The sequence below is a fragment of the Nostoc sp. genome, from assembly GCF_036919595.1.
Classification (GTDB): Bacteria; Cyanobacteriota; Cyanobacteriia; order Cyanobacteriales; family Nostocaceae; genus Nostoc.
The window spans coordinates 15,649-33,610 of the sequence record NZ_JBALCO010000019.1; the positions used below are offsets into that span (position 1 = coordinate 15,649).

The 17,962-nt window shown below is 39.9% G+C and carries 15 protein-coding genes and 2 pseudogenes; 14 read left to right on the forward strand and 3 right to left on the reverse strand.

Annotation, left to right across the window (positions count from 1 at the left end):
• Positions 1 to 30: 30 nt before the first annotated feature.
• Positions 31 to 876, reverse strand: a complete 846-nt coding sequence (locus V7K21_RS02815) for a hypothetical protein (RefSeq protein WP_335171326.1) — start codon at positions 874 to 876, stop codon at positions 31 to 33.
• Positions 877 to 956: 80 nt separating this feature from the next.
• Here V7K21_RS02815 and V7K21_RS02820 point away from each other — a divergent pair, with 80 nt between their 5' ends.
• The 12 genes and pseudogenes from V7K21_RS02820 to V7K21_RS02875 all read left to right on the forward strand — a co-directional run bounded on the left by V7K21_RS02820 (position 957) and on the right by V7K21_RS02875 (position 12,934).
• Complete coding sequence (locus V7K21_RS02820; protein ID WP_335171328.1) at positions 957 to 1,910, forward strand: stage II sporulation protein M; 954 nt, start codon at positions 957 to 959, stop codon at positions 1,908 to 1,910.
• Positions 1,911 to 2,106: 196 nt separating this feature from the next.
• Entirely contained in the window at positions 2,107 to 3,150 is a 1,044-nt protein-coding gene (gene pstS / locus V7K21_RS02825) for a phosphate ABC transporter substrate-binding protein PstS (RefSeq protein WP_335171330.1), read from the forward strand.
• 184 nt (positions 3,151 to 3,334) lie between these two features.
• On the forward strand, positions 3,335 to 4,312 hold the full coding sequence (gene pstC / locus V7K21_RS02830) for a phosphate ABC transporter permease subunit PstC (protein ID WP_335171332.1): 978 nt from the start codon (positions 3,335 to 3,337) through the stop codon (positions 4,310 to 4,312).
• A gap of 74 nt (positions 4,313 to 4,386) precedes the next feature.
• On the forward strand, positions 4,387 to 5,268 hold the full coding sequence (pstA, locus tag V7K21_RS02835; protein ID WP_335171334.1) for a phosphate ABC transporter permease PstA: 882 nt from the start codon (positions 4,387 to 4,389) through the stop codon (positions 5,266 to 5,268).
• A 37-nt stretch (positions 5,269 to 5,305) separates the two neighbouring features.
• Positions 5,306 to 6,085, forward strand: a complete 780-nt coding sequence (gene pstB, locus V7K21_RS02840) for a phosphate ABC transporter ATP-binding protein PstB (RefSeq protein WP_335171336.1) — start codon at positions 5,306 to 5,308, stop codon at positions 6,083 to 6,085.
• A gap of 448 nt (positions 6,086 to 6,533) precedes the next feature.
• Positions 6,534 to 7,313, forward strand: a complete 780-nt coding sequence (locus tag V7K21_RS02845) for a phosphate ABC transporter ATP-binding protein (protein ID WP_335071486.1) — start codon at positions 6,534 to 6,536, stop codon at positions 7,311 to 7,313.
• 184 nt (positions 7,314 to 7,497) lie between these two features.
• A complete protein-coding gene (locus V7K21_RS02850) occupies positions 7,498 to 8,784 on the forward strand; it encodes an IS1/IS1595 family N-terminal zinc-binding domain-containing protein (protein ID WP_335171338.1) in 1,287 nt (428 codons plus the stop codon).
• An 80-nt stretch (positions 8,785 to 8,864) separates the two neighbouring features.
• Positions 8,865 to 9,569 carry an SDR family oxidoreductase gene (locus V7K21_RS02855; protein WP_335080422.1) on the forward strand — a complete coding sequence of 235 codons (705 nt, stop codon included), beginning with the start codon at positions 8,865 to 8,867 and terminating at the stop codon, positions 9,567 to 9,569.
• Positions 9,570 to 9,675: 106 nt separating this feature from the next.
• A complete protein-coding gene (hppD, locus tag V7K21_RS02860; RefSeq protein WP_335171340.1) occupies positions 9,676 to 10,770 on the forward strand; it encodes a 4-hydroxyphenylpyruvate dioxygenase in 1,095 nt (364 codons plus the stop codon).
• A gap of 359 nt (positions 10,771 to 11,129) precedes the next feature.
• A complete protein-coding gene (locus tag V7K21_RS02865) occupies positions 11,130 to 11,480 on the forward strand; it encodes a hypothetical protein (RefSeq protein WP_335171342.1) in 351 nt (116 codons plus the stop codon).
• Positions 11,477 to 11,983 (forward strand): annotated as a pseudogene (locus V7K21_RS02870) (type II toxin-antitoxin system YhaV family toxin). The gene V7K21_RS02865 and the pseudogene V7K21_RS02870 overlap by 4 nt, the downstream one beginning before the upstream one ends.
• 258 nt (positions 11,984 to 12,241) lie before the next feature.
• Positions 12,242 to 12,934, forward strand: a complete 693-nt coding sequence (locus V7K21_RS02875; RefSeq protein ID WP_335171344.1) for an HAD family hydrolase — start codon at positions 12,242 to 12,244, stop codon at positions 12,932 to 12,934.
• 444 nt (positions 12,935 to 13,378) lie between these two features.
• On the opposite strand, the gene V7K21_RS02880 is transcribed toward V7K21_RS02875, so the two are convergent.
• Positions 13,379 to 14,005, reverse strand: coding sequence for a CPP1-like family protein (locus V7K21_RS02880; protein WP_335171346.1), 627 nt, complete (start codon positions 14,003 to 14,005; stop codon positions 13,379 to 13,381).
• A gap of 648 nt (positions 14,006 to 14,653) precedes the next feature.
• On the opposite strand from V7K21_RS02880, the gene V7K21_RS02885 reads away from it, so the two are divergent.
• Positions 14,654 to 15,373, forward strand: coding sequence for a response regulator transcription factor (locus V7K21_RS02885; protein ID WP_334872043.1), 720 nt, complete (start codon positions 14,654 to 14,656; stop codon positions 15,371 to 15,373).
• A gap of 619 nt (positions 15,374 to 15,992) precedes the next feature.
• Here the strand turns inward: V7K21_RS02885 and V7K21_RS02890 are convergent.
• Positions 15,993 to 16,184: pseudogene (locus V7K21_RS02890) on the reverse strand (DUF2811 domain-containing protein); the annotation flags it as partial.
• Positions 16,185 to 16,656: 472 nt separating this feature from the next.
• Here V7K21_RS02890 and V7K21_RS02895 point away from each other — a divergent pair.
• Entirely contained in the window at positions 16,657 to 17,928 is a 1,272-nt protein-coding gene (locus V7K21_RS02895) for an MFS transporter (RefSeq protein WP_335171348.1), read from the forward strand.
• Positions 17,929 to 17,962 lie beyond the last annotated feature (34 nt).

Sequence of the window (17,962 nt, forward strand, 5' to 3'; positions counted from 1 at the left end):
AAATTAATAGAGTTGAATTAAGGTGTTGAGTTAACGAAAATCTTGTGAGGGAGGTTCTCGTAACTGCAAACCTAGACCCTCACGCCGAGTCCGCAAGTCCAAGTATAAAACAGCTTTTAGTGCTTGCCAGAATGGCATCACAAAAACTCCACCTATTAAGCTGCCGATCAAAGAAATAACATACACAATCCAGTAGATAATAGTACCTTGCTCAAGCTTTATGAGGAATAAGCTAGGTACATAATTTAATACAAACACTAACGGCAGTGTAACGAAAAAAGCAACTAAAACAACGCCCTGAATGCGAAGTACCGAAGCTTTAGTTAACTCCCAACTTCTAGCAACACTTTTGCTACCATTAATATTTTCCTCAACTGCTAGTGGTACTTCAGCTACTACCCAACGAGAGTAGAACCAGGTTAGTCCCAACACCACAATTATTGTAAAAATTATTGCCAATGTAGTTACGACTATAACGCCTGTACTAGCACCGAATATCCTTCCTAATACTACTCCCAGCAAGCCAGCCAAGATACCAGCTGCGATCACCATTCCAAAATAAATTAAAAGTATTGATATTCCTACTTGAAAACCAACTCTTAAAAATGACCACAGACGCGGATTAACATGGCTGCTGGCAACTTGGACACTTTCAGGTTGGTAAATCAATTCTGCAAAAGCCAAGCGTGAAATTAGTCCAGAAATAGCTGCATATTTTGCCCAACCATAGATCGGAACTATAATCCACAAGTGAGCAATTAAAGCCAGTTTCAGATAAGTCTTCAGATGAGAACGATATAATCGTACCGCAGCACTGACAACATTTCCTACACTTAGTGGTTGTATCTGACCGGGAGATCCAAAATTTTCAGACATAATGGCAACTTTCCCTTGGAAGTACGGAGATGAATTTGAGGATATTTTAAGCTTAGTTAAACTCAGTGTTCCCAAAATTCATGAATATTCAACGTTGGATTGCGCGACGAGAACCGAATTGGCAGCGTTTAGATGCCCTATTAAAGCAGATAGAAAAAAAAGGGCTAAAGTCCCTACAAGCAACAGAAATTAGAGAGTTAGCGAGTTTATATCGTTCAGTAGCAGCAGATTTAGCTCGTGCCCGTACCCAGCAAATTAGCAATACTTTGATACAAAGTTTACAATCTTTAACAACTCGTGCTTATACGCAGATTTACCAAGGTTCGCGCCGACAGGAATGGCAGGCAATCTTAGAATTTTACCATTGGGGATTACCATCTGTAGTCCAGAAAACATCTGCATATATTGCTGCTGCAACGGCGCTGTTTCTACTGGGGGCAGTAGTAGCTTGGTGGTATTCCTGGCAAAATCCTAGCTTTATGTCGTTGATAGTACCTGAAAGTTTGATTACCAAGGTGCGAGATGAGCATAAATTGTGGATGGGGTCAATTGTTGGCGTTGAACCTCTGGCATCCAGCGGTATCATGATCAATAATCTGTCGGTATCTTTTGGTGCTACTGCTGGTGGCATCACGGCTGGAGCATACACAGCCTACTTGATGGTATTTAATGGCTTGTTGATTGGTGCTGTTGGTACTTTGGTGGGTCAAAATAATCTGGCTTATCCTTTTTGGGCGTTTGTGTTGCCGCATGGTTCCTTGGAATTACCCGCCATCTTTTTTGCTGGGGGTGCGGGATTTTTATTAGCAAGAGCAATTTTATTTCCTGGTAAATATCGCCGTGGTGATGCACTGAAATTTTATGGTTTTCAAGCAGTACAGCTAATATTTGGGATTGTACCAATGTTAGTTATTGCTGGTGCGATCGAAGGCTTTTTTTCTCCGAATCCCAGCGTACCTGAGCCGATTAAATATCTGGTAGGAATAGGATTATTTATACTTTTGGTAATATATTGTAGCCACAAGCAAACATGAAAAAATTTAGATTGTGGTGGATTGGTAAATTGTACAATTCAATTAATATTAATATTAGTAAATCAAAATATTTGTGGTTGAAAGTAAAAGTTAAACCCACCTTAATCTTTTGTTTATTCATCGTTAACTAGAAAAAATGTAAGTTAATTTAAGGATGAAATTAAAGTAGGAAAATATTCCTTTAATCAGAGGTAATATGATTTTTTCGACCACCATCTTGAATCGTGTTGTTGCTACTTCAGTAGTGACCACTTCTGTTGCACTCAGTCAATTTTTTGGTGCGATCGCACAAGCTGAAACTCTGAATGGTGCAGGAGCAACTTTTCCGGCTCCGCTTTACGAACGCTATGCTCGTGAAGTCAAAAACAAGTATCCAGACTTGAAAATTAACTACCAAGCAATAGGTAGCGGTGGTGGTATTCGTCAAGTCACTGCTGGAACCGTTGACTTTGGTGGTAGTGATGCTGCAATGAAAGATAATGAAATCGCTAAAGTCAAGAACGGTGTAATTTTAGTACCCACAGCAGGCGGTGCCGTTTCTGTGGTTTACAATCTTCCAGGCGTTAATGATCTTAAATTGTCCCGCAGTACATTACCAGCAATTTTCTCAGGTCAAATTACTAAATGGAATGACGCAAAAATTAAAGCTGATAATCCAGGTGTCAATCTACCAAATCAATCAATTAAATTTGTTGTTCGCGCCGATGGTAGCGGTACAACTTTCATTTTTACTAATCACTTAAGTGCTACCAGCGGTTATTTTAAAGGCAGAGTTGGAACTAACACTGCTCCAAAATGGAATCTGCCAAATGTCCTCAAAGGTAAAGGCAACCCAGGCGTAGCTGCCTTAGTATCTCGTACTCCTGGTTCTATTGGTTATGTTGAATATGCCTACGCTGTCAAAAACAATTTGAAATCAGCATTGGTACAAAATAAGAAAGGAGAATTTGTTGCTCCTTCTTTAGAATCTGCAAATGCAGCTTTGTCAACTGTCACTTTTCCAGAAAACTACCGCGTTTTTGTAGGAGATCCAGGACAAGGTTATCCCATCGTAGGTCTTACCTGGATTATGGTTTACAAACAGTATGCTAGTGCTTCTAAAGCTGATGCTATTAAGAAATGGATTAATTGGGTATTGAAAGACGGTCAACAATATAACGATGACCTCAACTACACCAAGATTCCATCTGATGTGGCAAATCGTGTACTTCAGACTGTGAATAGCTCTGTCAAACCTTAATTTGCAATCTTACTACTTTATTCTCCTAGAGTATCCATTCGTAATCCTGGAAGAACCTCTCCCCCAACTCTTGTAGGGTTGGGGGCTAGGGGGTTAGGTTTTTGATTACTGAATCGATGGTCTAGTAGCGGAAGTTGACAACTCACTTTATTAATAAGAAAAAAATCTATTTTATTGATTTGTAATGGCAAATTCATCAGATGATTCAAATCTAGGCGATGAAAATTTCAATCTAACAGCTATCAGCGGCACAAATTTTTGGTTTGACCAAGGTTTTACACGGTTAGTACACTTATTTGCCGTGATTACCGTTGCAGTGCTATTTTTGATGAGTTGGGTAATTTTACACGAAGCTTTACCAGCCATTAAGCAGTTTGGACTGGGGTTTTTGTGGGGCCAAGATTGGGATACAAGTAATCAGATTTTTGGTGCATTACCCTACATTTATGGAACTTTGGTAAGTAGTGCGATCGCTATTTTATTCGCTGTCCCAGTGGGAATAGCAGTAGCCTTAGTAACGAGCGAAAATTTATTAGCTTCATCGCTACGAACAACTTTAGCATTTGTTGTTGAATTAATTGCAGCAATTCCCAGTGTCATTATTGGTTTGTGGACGATTTTTGTCTTTATTCCAGTTCTAGAACCTCTACAAAAGTGGCTAGCCAGTACTTTTAAATGGATACCACTGTTTAATACAGAAGACCCTTCTGGGACTAATATGTTGACTGCTGGAATTATTCTAGCCATCATGATTTTGCCTACAATGGCAGCAATTACTCGTGATGTTTTAATGGCTATCCCTAAAGAATTACGTAGTGCATCTATGGCTTTGGGTAGCACCCGTTGGGAAACAATTTTTCGGGTCTTGCTACCAGCTGGATTTTCGGGAATGGTGAGTGCAGCAATGCTCGCCTTAGGACGCGCTCTGGGTGAAACAATGGCTGTCACTATGGTGATTGGTAACTCTGCTCAAATCAGTGCTTCTTTACTCGATCCAGCTTATACAATTCCCTCTGTATTAGCTAATGAATTTGCTGAAGCTGAACCGGGATTGCATATAGGCGCTTTAAGCTATTTGGCATTGATTTTGTTTGGGTTGACTCTAGTTGTAAATGTTGGCGCTGTACTCTTGGTGAAATGGTTTACGAGGAAAAATACATAACACTATTTCAGTTTAAGATTGCCACAAATCCTTCAGTGTAGCAAGACGTTTATCAATCAAAGTTTATCAAAAATATGAGTGGTTACATCCAGTCAGAAACTGATGAATCCCTGGCGACAGAATTATGCAGTCCTTTGCCAACAGAACGAGTAATATTTACTTATGCAATGAATGCGATCGCCTTTGGTTTGACAGGTTTAGCACTCATTCCTTTAATATCAATTTTGTGGCAAATTCTCGTCCGGGGAATATCTGGACTTCAATCAGATATGTTTGTCAAAGCAGTGATTGACAATGGCTTTGGAAATGCCATCCTGGGAACCATAATCATGGTGGTAATCGGTTCACTTTTAAGCATCCCCACAGGGATAATGACAGGAATTTTCTTGGCGGAATTTGGTGAAACTAATCCAATTGCTAGTATTGTTCGTTTTATCAGCAGTATTCTTACAGGTGTGCCTTCAATTGTTGTAGGCGTATTCGCTTATGGTGTGATAGTTTTGCTAACTAAAGGATTTAGTGTGATCGCAGGCGGTTTTGCTTTAGCCGTGATTATGCTACCTGTGATTATACTGACAACAGAAGAATCCTTAAAACTTATTCCCACATCTGGACGCCTCGCCTCCGCTGCTTTAGGAGGAACTCGCTTCCAAACTACCTTTCGCATCGTTGTCACTGCTGCAATTCCCGGAATTACTACAGGCATTTTATTAGCTGTAGCTCGTGCTGCTGGTGAAACAGCACCCTTAATTTTTACTGCTTTATTTAGTCTAGATTGGTCAGAAGGATTGTTAAGTCCAACAGCTTCCTTACCAGTATTGATTTTTAACCTCTACAACGACCCCGACCCACAAAAAAGCCAATTAGTATGGACTACTTCTATAGTTCTACTCAGCTTAATTTTATGTGTCAGTATTCTCTCTCGCTTAGTTATTAGCCACAGAAGAATTAAGTAAAAATAAATTTTTGTTTTGTTTTGCAGCTTGGGCAAGTATGAATAACCTAATTCCAGCTATCAAAGTTAAAAATATCAGCTTTTACTATGGCACAACAAAAGCAATTGAAAAGGTGTCAATAGATATTTATAAAAATCAAGTAACGGCAATTATTGGCCCTAGTGGTTGTGGTAAATCTACCTTCATCAAAATTCTTAATCGCATTAGTGAATTAGAAGGGCCTGTGAAAGTTGAAGGAGATGTAGAATTTTTTGGTCAGAATATTTATGCTCCTCGTGTCAACATCAATCGGTTACGGCGTCAAATTGGTATGGTGTTCCAAAAACCGAATCCTTTTCCTATAAGTATTTACGAAAATGTTGCCTACGGTATGAGAATAGCAGGCAGGTATTCAAAATTAAAATTAGATGAAATCGTCGAATCTGCACTTCACAGCGCTGCTCTTTGGGATGAAGTGAAAGATAAGCTAGATAAATCAGCTTTAGGGCTTTCTGGTGGTCAACAACAAAGATTATGTATTGCCCGTGCTTTAGCAGTCAAGCCAAAAGTTCTGCTGATGGATGAGCCTTGCTCGGCTCTTGACCCCATCGCAACCATGAAAGTTGAGGAACTGCTTCATAGTTTACAATCTGAGTTGACAATTGCGATCGTTACCCACAATATGCAGCAAGCCGCTCGCGTTTCTGATTTTACGGCTTTCTTTAGCACCGATGAAAGTCGCATTGGTCAAATGATTGAATTTGGTGCTACAGAGCAAATCTTTAACAACCCATTAGACCCCCGCACCCGCGATTACATTTCAGGGCGTTTCGGTTAAAGTATGTCCTAGCGTGATTTAATGATTTTTGTCAAACTATCTGCTTAAAGAGCGGGAACGCGCAAAATACAGGCATAGGGTTAATCTAAAATCTAAAACCGTTCGACTGAGCGTAGCCGAAGTCCAAAATCCAAAATTGTTTGACTACCCATAAAGGGTATATGATATTAATATTTTTATTTCGACATAGCTATTTTAAGTCGAACCAGTCCGAATCCTTTTAATAGGAAAGGATAGTATATGTGTCAAGGTGCGAAAGGTAGGTATAAAAAATCTGTAAAAGAGAAATTTTGGGATACAGTCTTAATATAAATACTACTAACAGTTTATCTGCTGTATAGATCCGTAATTTCCATGAACATCTCCTTTTGGGAGTAACATAGTGAAACAGCGGCGCTGATTTCTACTGCTTTGCTTCGTCAAGTTTTGTTTCACACGTTTTAGGAATATGAGTAAACTAATTCCAGCTATCAGAGTCAAAAACTTCAGCTTATATTACGACACTCAAAAGATAGTTGAAGGCGTGTCAATGGATATTTACCAAAACCAAGTCACGGCAATTATTGGTTCTAGTGGTTGTGGCAAATCTACTTTTCTTAAATCGTTAAATCGCATGAGTGAATTAGAAGCAGAAGTGAGAGTTGAAGGAAAAGTAGAATTTTTTGGACAGAGTATTTATGAGCGTCGTGTCAACATCAATCGCTTACGTCGCCAAGTTAGTATGGTTTTTCCCAAGCCAAATCTTTTTCCCATGAGCGTTTACGATAATGTCGCCTATGGGGTGAAATTAATTGGATGGCATCCGAAAGTAGAATTAGATGGGATTGTTGAATCTGCCATCAAGACTGCTGAACTTTGGGATGAAGTGAAAAATAAGCTGCACAAATCTGCCTTAGAGCTTTCTGGCGGTCAACAACAAAGATTATGTATTGCCCGTGCTTTAGCAGTAAAACCGAACGTTCTGTTGATGGATGAACCTTGTTCAGGTCTTGATCCTGTTGGTAGCATGAAAATTGAGCATCTGATCCATAACTTGCGCTCTGAGTTGACAATTGTGATTGTTACTCACAATATGCAGCAAGTTCCTCGCCTATCTGATTTTACGGCTTTCTTTTGTAGTAATGAAAATCGCATTACTCAAATGGTTGAATTTGGTACTACAAATAAAATCTTTACTAACCCCGTGGATTCTCGCACCCGCGACTACGTTTTCGCCCGCATCAATTGAAGTGTTTCTTAAATTTTAGCTATTTAGAGGGCTACGACATAATGCAAGCGTAAATTAAGGTTGAATTTAATTTCTGCTTGCTTTGAGTTTATCTTGTGTTGGGCAATATAAACTGACGTTTACAGTAGTTTTTGATACTATATACTTAAGAATAGTATTTGCTCTAGACCACCTGAATCAGAAGATGAAATGTCCCCGGTGCGAATCTACTTTATATCGTAAAAATGGTCGTAGGAATGACAAGCAGAATTACCTCTGCAAAAATTGTGGTAAACAATTTCTTGAGCCTGCATTCCCTCGTTCCCTGGAAACTGACTTGCTTGCTAACAGCAACGGGCATCCTAAAATATCTATACCTGAAACTAGAGAACTTTCTTTAGTAAAAAACCTATCAGAAGAAAAAGTTACAGAGAAAAGCCTTAGCTCTTTTAGTTTTACATTAGCTGAAGAACTGCTGCAAACTATATTATCACCTGATTGGCTAGAATCTGCTGCATTCAGTCAATTGAGCCAAAAATTTAAACAAAAAACTGAAATTCAACATCAATTAGAAACAGGAATCTCCCTTCTACTTTTGGATGCGGAAAACTTAAAATTAGATATTAATTCACAATTATTTTTAGCCCGTATCTGTAAGTATCCTCTTCAAGTTAAAATCGCATTTGCTAACTGGAGAAATCAAAGTATTGGTAAACAAGATATTGAACTATATAACCGTGGCTATCAACTTGTCCATGTGCCTGAGGGTAAGGATAGTGCTGATGCAAAAATGATCGCACTTGGTGCTTGTATTTTACACTCTTATCCAACAGCTAAAGAAATCTTGGTCTGTTCTAGCGATGGAATTTTGATCCACCTTTGTAACGAACTCCAAAATCAAGGATTAATTGTCCATTGGGTACGTAGACAAGGACAAAATTTGTATATAGAAAACCGGAATAGTGGCAAATTCACTCATTATTCCTTATCTATGGCAACAGAAGTTCCATCCTTAGAAAAAGTGGTTGAGCAAATTCAAGATTTAATTAAAAACGAACAAGATTCAATTAATGCTCGATTACACAATTTAGCGGCTATTGCCAGTTTATTTCAAGAAAGATGCAATATCAATATCAACTATAATCAAAAGCAGCCACAAATTGAAGAAATAATTTCTCTTCCAAAAGAGTTATCTATAGAATCTATTCAACAGGAAAAACAAGAAGATTTTGCTAAAATTTATGATGGAGAAACATTAGATAAATTTCTCTTGAAAATAATTCAAGATATCCAAATAAATTCTCCAAAAACTAAATTATCTGTGTCAAAGCTAGGTACAGAGATACAGAGAATAACTGGGGAATCTCCTAATTCAATTATTAACAAATTAAAGTTAGGTTCCAATTTTACCAAATATCTAGAATCATCTCCCACATTTACATTAAAGACCAGTGGCAAAGAATATGAGGTAACTCCGCTACTCTGCAAGTAAATACTTTCTGGATGTCTACGTACAACCTAATCTGTAATTCAGTATTATGTAAAAAGATGTAAATAAATGTAAATAATACGATGCAGGATAAAGTCGTTGTTGTTGTCGGTGCTACTGGTGGTATTGGTTCAGCGTTAACACACAAACTAGCGCCCACTGGAGTCCGGTTGATACTGGCTGCCAGAGATGCAGTTCGTTTAACAACACTGGCCGCTGATTTACCAGGGCAAGTTTTGACCGTTCCCACCGATATTACTGACCCCCAACAAGTAGATACTTTGATAAAAAAGACCGTCGCTGAGTTTGGTCAAATCGATATTTTGGTGAATGCAGCTGGTGCTGGTATACTCAAGCCTTACAACAGCCTGGAACCCGCTGATTTAGACAAGATGCTAGATGTCAATTTAAAAGGCAGCTTTTACACCACTCAGGCGGCTGCTGAAGAGATGCAAAAGCGCAAGTCTGGTCACATCTGTAATCTAGTAGGAATTCTGGGCAAGCATTCGATGGCAATGGCAGCGGCTTATTCTGCTTCTAAGTTTGGTGTTGTCGGTTTCAGTAAATGCATGGCAGAGGAACTCAAGCGTTTTGGTATCAAGTTCACGCTATTCTACTTTGGTGGGGTAGATTCTCCTTTCTGGGATAACGTGAACTTAAAAGTAGACCGAAAAAAAATGCTCAGTCCTGAAACTGCTGCCAATGCGATTTTCTTTGCCCTTTCTGCCGAACCGCAAGCTGTGCCAATGGAAATTAATATTCAACCTGATAGTCATCTGTTCTTTTAAAGTGGGAGTACGCCTACATAATTCTTGCCTGGGAAAGACCTGAAAATTTAGCAAAAAAGGCAAAATTTACAGACATATAAGCTGTTATGCTTGATTTTCAGTATTTATGAAAATTGATCACGTTCATTTCTATGTAGAAGACGCCAAAGTATGGCGGGATTGGTTTGTACACCATCTTGGTTTTGAAGCAGTAGCTAAGAGCATCAGTTCGTTTCACACTTGTACAGAAGTTGTGAAAAGTGGTGCTGTCTGCTTTTTTCTATCTTCACCACTGTTACCCACAAGTCCAGTAGCTGAGTTTTTACTTCAATATCCACCTGGTGTGGCAGATGTTGCTTTTGCTGTCGAAGATGTTGAAGGCGCGATCGCACTCGCTCAAATGCACGGTGCTACAATTTTACAACCCATCCAGGAACGCCAGGTAGGTGCGGCATTCCTCAAGTGTGGCAAAATTGCCGCCTGGGGTGGACTGACTCATACGTTGATCCAAAGGCGCTGTCCAGAAGCGGGAATAGACGACACAAAGAAAGAACTCTCCCTGTCCCCGTCTCCCCGTGTCTCCGTGTCCTCTTCAATTACTGCCATAGACCACATAGTGTTAAACGTGGCAGTTGGTGAATTGGAACGTGCCGTCATTTGGTACGAAAACATTTTAGGTTTTCAACCCCAGCAGGCATTTAAAATTAAAACCGATCGCTCTGGTTTACATAGCCAGGTGATGGTCTCGCGCAACGCTTTAGTCCAATTGCCAATTAATGAACCAGCTTCCAGTAATTCCCAAATTCAGGAGTTTCTCGATGTTAACCGGGGGCCAGGAATTCAACATATTGCCTTGCGGACAACTAATCTTGTGAGTGCGATCGCTAAATTTCGTGCCAGTGGTTTATCTTTACTCTCAGTTCCCCAAAGCTACTACTCACAACTAAAACAGCGTCCAGGACTCACCCTATCACCTCTAGAACTGGAAGCGATCGCTCAACAGGAAATTCTGGTGGACTGGCAAGAATATCTTCCCATAGGGGCACAACAAACCGCGCCCTTATTACTGCAAATTTTCACCCAGCCCATTTTTGAACAGCCGACATTTTTCTTTGAGTTTATTGAGCGCCGTTTCCAAGCTAAAGGTTTTGGCGAAGGTAACTTTCGCGCCTTATTTGAAGCTATTGAAAGCGAACAAATCAAACGCGGTACCCTGCAATGATGCACTGAGTACAAAATATCAATTGAAATTCAGCCAGACTCCAAACAAGTTGATTTTGTAGACAAGCAACTTCAGGAATTCAATGTAGGCAATATTGCAGATTAAGTAAATCGGTGTTAAAAAATAAACCTATGTAACGAAGTATAAAGTCGGCAAAGAGCTTATAAATGAATCGTTATAGGGTTTTTAAAAAACTCAACATACCTTGGTTTTATCGTGCCGACTTACTTATGCAAATGCTAGATATGTTGTACTGTTTCTATTGACTTAATGGTGATAGCCTTGATTTTTAAGTAACTTGCAGAGTGAAAGATATTGAGATAAATTAGATATAGAAGCTGAAAACTAGACTAAAAAACATGAAAGTCAAGTCTAGTGATAGACGTAATTATATTGCTATTGTAGAAGCTACTAATCACGCACACCCACGTAAGTATTTTATAGCTTTTCGTAGAGAGTCTAGAAGTGAGGTAGTCTTTTACTCTAGCCAAAGCAATGTAAAGGCAAAAAGAACCAATAAAAAATTTGACAAAGTTAAAGCTAAATTTTATACAGAAGCGTTCTTAGACTTAATTGACAAAGATATTGCTCATAGCTCTAGTTTTATTGAACCTCTCACTGAAGATTTGTATCATCGTGCAGAAGCTCTTACCAAAGGTATGGCAGTTGATTTTAATGAGGAGCTACCAGAGGAGTTTATTTTTGCATGAATGTTAATGGGTGGACATTAAAAGCTCACCCCGCTTTCAGTGAATCTTTTAAAAAACTGATTGTGACTGTTGAGCAGCTTGAAAAAAGTAATCCTGAAACATACCAATCTTACCCATCTACAAAGCTCCTTAACATTATTAAGGAGCTTGTTTATAATCATATTCCTAAAGACCCTACAGCAAAAGAGTTCAGACAGGGAAAAAAGCTAGGGGCAGATAGAAAGCATTGGTTTCGAGCAAAATTTTTTCAACGGTTCCGTTTATTTTTTCGTTACAGTAGTACTGATAAAATAATTATTTACGCTTAGGTCAACGACGAAAAAACGCTGAGAAAAGAAGGATCGAAAACAGATCCTTCTCAAAAATTTACAAAAATGCTTGCTCAGGAAAACCCTCCAAATTCATGGAGTGAACTTTTAAACGCTTCTTTAGATATAGACAATTTAAACAAAGAAGATTTAAATATAGAAACAATATCTGAAGATTCTGAGACTTTAATTTAAGAGGTTAAAAATACCTCTAATAAATCTAAAGTGTTAGTTTTTTAAACCGCGATGATAAAACCTGGCAGCATGTTGATTGAGAAGTTTACAGCCGATGGTGAAAGTATGAAGTTTTTGGAGAGTTAGAAGATTTTCCTCCAGGTCATCGTCGATACTTTCTTAAAAAAACTTTACAAAAAACCCTTAGCTAGACTTGATCCTCTCGAAAAATAGACATATATCTGAGATAATTTTAATAAAAATTAACTTTTTGCGCCGATGCTAAGACTGATTACTGACTTCGACGGCCCAATTATTGATGTTTCCGAACGGTACTACCATGTTTATCAATTCTGTTTGGAGAAAACCCGTCGTCCAGACCAAGTAGTGCAAGAACTTCCGAAAGCGGAATTTTGGCAGTTAAAGCGATCGCGCATTCCCGAAAAACAAATCGCCTTAAATTCAGGGTTAGATGAAGCCCAAGCACAAGAATTTGCCCAGTTACGGCGGCAAACTGTGCATACAGAAGCTTACTTTCACTATGATACTCTCGCGCCTGGTGCTGTAGATGCACTGTTAAAAATCCAACAAGCTGGAATTGATTTGGCAGTTATGACCATGCGCCGATTTCGAGAACTAGATTATGCCTTTCAAAAACACGATTTAGGGAGATTTTTCCCGGAAAATCGTTGTTATTGCCTGACTAACGACTACGTTAAAACTCGTGATATTGAAGATAAGCCTTTGTTAATGGCTAGGGCATTGGAAGAACTGCCCCCCGCCACTGATATCTGGATGGTGGGAGATACAGAAGCCGATATTACTGCGGCTAAAAATTATGGTATTAAGGTGATGGCTGTAGAATCTGGCATCCGCGATCGCACCCAATTGGAACTTTACCACCCCGACTTAATCGTTAAGGATTTCAGCGCTGCTGTAGATTTAGTCCTAAAACCTAAACACCTTGTCTAGAAAGGCTGTGTAGCTGCGACAGATTGAATTAATCGGCATTCGTTTATTGTCTTTCCTTTTGCATCAATCTCAATTATGCCAATTACTCCCCAGGAAATAAATTTTCTCTTTTATAGCCAAATAGTCTTTTTGGGTTTCAACTTCGGGGTTTTCAGCCAATATTCTTAAAACCTAATCAACGTGAGTTCAACAAACCTCTCCCTGCCTTGAACTAAAGTTCAAGTCTGTCCCTCTAGGAGTCGGAGAGAGATAGGTTTCGTGTAGTAAAACCTCTTAGGGTCTCTTTATTCGACTGATGTCACCCGTCGAACTCACGTTAATCAGCATTCAGGTTGCCAATTAGAGTAGGAGTCAGCATACCTATTCTGACTCCTGACTTTCTTATTTAAGAAGAACACACATAAACCACGTCTTCTTTATAGAAACTTGGTTGCAGGTAGCGGTTTAGCGGAGAAAGCTACTAACCAACCACAACAATATAAACGTTACTACAGTAGAGAACTGATTTGTTCCCAGACTGATAAATGATATTGGTGGTAAGAGCCAGTTAGCAACTAGTCCCCCAGCGATTAAGCCAATTATTAAACTGACCAGGGTGAACAAAACTGCTCGACCAAATTTGCCTTCCTTACGATTGAGAAAGTAAATACTGGTGCCTACCCCAACCACCAATGCCAACTGCAAAACCTGATCGCCTCCCTCTGGGTAAAACACACTAATAGAACTCAAACCAAGAAACCAAGCTCCTGGTAAGAGTATATCCGCAGGCGTTGGCTGATCCAGCATCCGTTGCAGCCATGCAGGTGACTGCTCACGAGGGGTTGGACTTTCTTTAGGAGGCGATTGCACTCGCAACTCTGGAAACCGGATACGCTCAGGGACTTTGATTTTACCTTCCTGGCGCATCCGTAAGCGATCCATTAAAATCGCATCGTAAGCTGCTTCAATTACTTCTAAATGCTTGGCATCGCCATTATGTTGCTCGAATAGGCGATTACGAGCATACTGAATCTCATCGAAGCTAGCCTCTTCTGATACCCCAAGTTTTTCGTAGGGATTTTGATCGCTCATGGGAGTTTGTTACTTCAGCCTCAGTCAGCGGCAGTATTTTGTCGAAGAAAAAAACGGCTTTAGGTTTTGTTTTAATCGAAACTAAAGTCTCGACCTATTTTACGTCCTACCAGGATAGTAGCACGGGTTAGTTTGATTGACTTTGTAATTTCAACTATAGTTACTTTAACATATAGCTATAACTCCGTGTATACCCTCATGTCGTTGCCCAGTTCTGGCTCTAATCTAGAATTTGAACGGAGAGTACCTAAAACACATAGTTTTTATGAAAAAATCAACTTTACTGTTTCAGATTTGGCAACTTACTGTGCCTTAATAGAGTTTTTTCAATTATATTGAATAATCGCTTGTGGTATATATCCACAATATCGATTTAAAATTGAAACGTTTTAAGTTACCACCTAACTGGGATCAAGAAGGTGTCTTGGTGTCAATAACTGTTGCGGCTAAAGTCAGAGCGCCTATATACTGTGGCTAACACAAGTTTCGCGTTCTCATCGCCCACAATCCTGATTAGAGTATTTATTTTTGAATGATCAGGATTATAATGCCGTAGCCATGTAGATTCTTAGTTAGTCCGAAAGTGGCAACTGCGTTTCTGTGCAACCCTCTTGTTAATCTTACGTATATTTGTGCAAAGTAATGGTCATGGCTCCTGCCAAGATTCTTGTAGTTGACGACGACCCTGCGGTTCGGAATTTAATCCAACGCTTTTTGATTAAACAGAACTATCAGGTAGAGGCTGCCGAAGATGGAAAGACAGCCTTATCTCTATTTGAGCAATTTAACCCGGATTTGGTAATTCTGGATGTTAATCTACCAGATGTAACTGGGTTTAACCTCTGCCAAGAGATGCAAAGTCGTAATGGTGTTTTTGTTCTGATGTTGACTAGCCGTGCTGACGAAGCTGACAAAATTCGCGGCTTTTCTAAAGGTGCTGACGACTATCTCACCAAGCCATTTGGGCTAGGAGAGCTAGAAGTCAGAGTCGGAGCTATTTTGAGGCGTCAACGAGTGATAACTAATGCCGAGCAGAAACGCTTGGTATTTGAAAAACTGATGATTGATCCGGTGCGACGAGAGGTGGCACTTAATAACCAACCAGTACCCTTAACTGCTCTGGAATTTGACTTGTTGCATTTTTTAGCCAGTCATCCAGGTCGAGTTTGGCGACGTGCAGAACTAATCCAAGAGGTGTGGGACTATGAATATGTCGGCGACCAGCGGGTTGTAGATGTACATATCGGCCAAATTCGCAAAAAGATTGAAATTGATGCTAGTCAGCCAGCATTGATTCAAACTGTACGTGGTGTAGGGTATAAGTTTGAATCTCCTCCTCACCCCCAGCACTTGGAAGCCAAGTCCTGAGTTTATAGTCTAAAGTTTTTTAACTCTTGACTGTTGACTCTTGGGGGAGGAATTAATGAATTTCTTTGACTTTAGTAAAAGAGGAATTTAGACAATCAAAATAGATAGATATTCCTCAAATACAGACCAGTCCGTTATTTGAGATATTTCTTTATTTGTTTAAGACAGTGGACAGGTAAGAGAGTCCACTAGAAAATTTTTCTTTGCATTTGACTGTTTTGGTATATAACCGTGCTTAGGTTGGAGTCCGTAGGGGCGCATAGCTATGCGCCCCTACGAACGTGATTGTATCAAAAAAACCGTTAGATAATAAGTACTAACGGTCAGCTAATATACTCAAGTCTTGCCTCAATTCTAAATCTGGCGCTATTACCAATTAGTTTTAGCAATAGGAGAAACTATTGGAACCTTTTAAGGATCAGAATCTACTGATCTTTTTTGTTGTAATATTGCCCCAATATGCTCAAACGCTATTGGGTCAAAATCCCATTGATCGGGCACGGTTTACGTGTCTTTATTAGGGCATGAGCCAGAATAACGCCCTTTATACCAGTACCTATGGGGTGTCTAGTAGATTAGCAGTTGCGGGTGAATCAATGCTGGGCATTTCTACTGAGGAGTGGTGGAACAAAGTTTCCAGATAGACTCGGGCAGCACGGCGATCGCTATCTCCATTTTGGAGTAAAAACAATGATAACGCCGCCGTCAATACTCTGTTTTCATCCCAATCGGGATGAGTTTCTAAGTAGTTTTTTAAGGATTCGTGGAGTGTTTCGGGAATTTCTGTAAAGATGCTAACCGTTGCTTTCATGAGATTTTCCTCCTATGAGGACAATCAAGAGGGACAAGTTGCTTGCGGTGAAACGGCCTAAAGCTACCTCACACGCTCTTTCGCTAGCCCGACAATCTGCGCCCACATCTCAGGTAATATATTTTACACATTTGATACCAACGGTTGAACGGACTACAAAAGCAAGCCGAATCATTGTGCGCTAAGAGGGGGTGGGTTTGTCAATGCTGCGAAATGTTAAAAACGATTGTATAAAAAATAAAAGCGAACGGAATAATCAGCTTTAGAGCCTATTTTTTGTTACTTTACTTTACAAAAACTCAGTCCTTGAAATTCCTTGCCACAGTTGATTAACAATCCCCAGCAAGACGGCAAGAAGCCCATTAGTTCGTAAAGTACCTGTGGAAAACTGCTAAAATCCCTGTGGAAACCCTGTGGAATGAGTCAGGAAAATTACCGCAATTGATAAGAATTACCAAAATGTCACAAAACTATGACATTTAAGATCATGAAATTAACTTCTCAATCTCAGCTATCATCATGGCTGCCCTCGATACATCCCCAGATATGGATTTTCGCAATTGGTAGATTCCTATCGGAAGTCGGCACTGGGTTTACCCTGTTTTACGCCCCGATCTTTTTTGTCAATCAAGTTGGTTTATCTGCAACCAGTGTTGGGGTAGCCTTGGGTAGCGCCTCGATTTCCGGCATTGTCGGGCGGATTGTAGGTGGTTCCTTGGCTGATTCTGGGAAATGGGGACGCCGCCGCACTTTGTTGCTAGCGACGGCGATTTCAGCAATTGGTTCTTTAGTTTTAGCTGCAACCAGTAATTTTACTATTTTGGTAATTGGTAGCTTGATTAGCGGTTTAGGGATAGGTTTCTATTGGCCGGCGGCTGAAGCTGTTGTTGCTGATGCCAGCCAGATTGACAATCGCCGGGAAACTTTTGCGATCGCCCGACTAGCAGATAATCTTGGGTTAGCTATAGGAATTGTGCTTGCTGGGTTTTTAATTGCGATAATTGAAAGTTATCGCTGGCTATTTGTCATTGATGCTATCTCTTTTATGGTATTTTTTGGGGTTGTCTATCTGGGAATTAATCAAACAGAACAACAGCAGATGGGGGAATCTGAAAAGACACAATATTTTGCTTCTTGGATGACACTATTAAGCGATCGCCGCTTCCTTGTCTACATAGCAGTTAATATATTCTTCACAATCTATATTTCTCAAATCCATAGCACCCTGCCGCTTTACTTCAAAAACTTTGTTATCAAAAGTACTACCGAAGGATTTGCTCAAACTACGATTAGCGTTCTATTTGCTTGGCATCTGGTGCTAGCGATCATTTGTCAATTGCCAGTTACCACTGCCTTAAAACGCTGTTCTCATACACTCGCACTTACTGTGTCTGCTATTTTATGGGCAATTGGTTTTGCCCTGGTTTGGGTAAGCGGTACTGCCCCATCTCATAATCTGGTTTGGGTAGCATTGGCATTGGGAGTATTTGCTGGTGCGATTGTTTCTTATACCCCATCTGCTGCCTCTTTAGTCACTGAGTTAGCCCCTGAAAATCAACGCGGCGTTTATTTCTCCATCAACGCTGTGTGCTGGGGTGTTGGCTATTTTATTGGTCATCCTTTGGGTGGATGGGCATTAGATCAACCGCGAATTATTACTGATAGTTTCTGGCTAGGCTTTTCTTTGAGTGTGGCGATTGTCGTGGTAATTTTACAGTACCTAAATCGAATTTGGGCTGATTAAAAGTTTCATTCCACCCACGGTAAAATGACTTATT

Coding starts and splice junctions, on each gene's coding strand:
- pstC (WP_335171332.1), top strand. CDS start 3,335: ATGGCAAATTCATCAGATGATTCAAATCTAGGCGATGAAAATTTCAAT.
- V7K21_RS02875 (WP_335171344.1), top strand. CDS start 12,242: ATGCTAAGACTGATTACTGACTTCGACGGCCCAATTATTGATGTTTCC.
- V7K21_RS02815 (WP_335171326.1), bottom strand. CDS start 876: ATGTCTGAAAATTTTGGATCTCCCGGTCAGATACAACCACTAAGTGTA.
- V7K21_RS02865 (WP_335171342.1), top strand. CDS start 11,130: ATGAAAGTCAAGTCTAGTGATAGACGTAATTATATTGCTATTGTAGAA.
- pstA (WP_335171334.1), top strand. CDS start 4,387: ATGAGTGGTTACATCCAGTCAGAAACTGATGAATCCCTGGCGACAGAA.
- pstB (WP_335171336.1), top strand. CDS start 5,306: ATGAATAACCTAATTCCAGCTATCAAAGTTAAAAATATCAGCTTTTAC.
- V7K21_RS02895 (WP_335171348.1), top strand. CDS start 16,657: ATGACATTTAAGATCATGAAATTAACTTCTCAATCTCAGCTATCATCA.
- hppD (WP_335171340.1), top strand. CDS start 9,676: ATGAAAATTGATCACGTTCATTTCTATGTAGAAGACGCCAAAGTATGG.
- V7K21_RS02850 (WP_335171338.1), top strand. CDS start 7,498: ATGAAATGTCCCCGGTGCGAATCTACTTTATATCGTAAAAATGGTCGT.
- V7K21_RS02845 (WP_335071486.1), top strand. CDS start 6,534: ATGAGTAAACTAATTCCAGCTATCAGAGTCAAAAACTTCAGCTTATAT.
- V7K21_RS02820 (WP_335171328.1), top strand. CDS start 957: ATGAATATTCAACGTTGGATTGCGCGACGAGAACCGAATTGGCAGCGT.
- V7K21_RS02880 (WP_335171346.1), bottom strand. CDS start 14,005: ATGAGCGATCAAAATCCCTACGAAAAACTTGGGGTATCAGAAGAGGCT.
- V7K21_RS02885 (WP_334872043.1), top strand. CDS start 14,654: ATGGCTCCTGCCAAGATTCTTGTAGTTGACGACGACCCTGCGGTTCGG.
- pstS (WP_335171330.1), top strand. CDS start 2,107: ATGATTTTTTCGACCACCATCTTGAATCGTGTTGTTGCTACTTCAGTA.
- V7K21_RS02855 (WP_335080422.1), top strand. CDS start 8,865: ATGCAGGATAAAGTCGTTGTTGTTGTCGGTGCTACTGGTGGTATTGGT.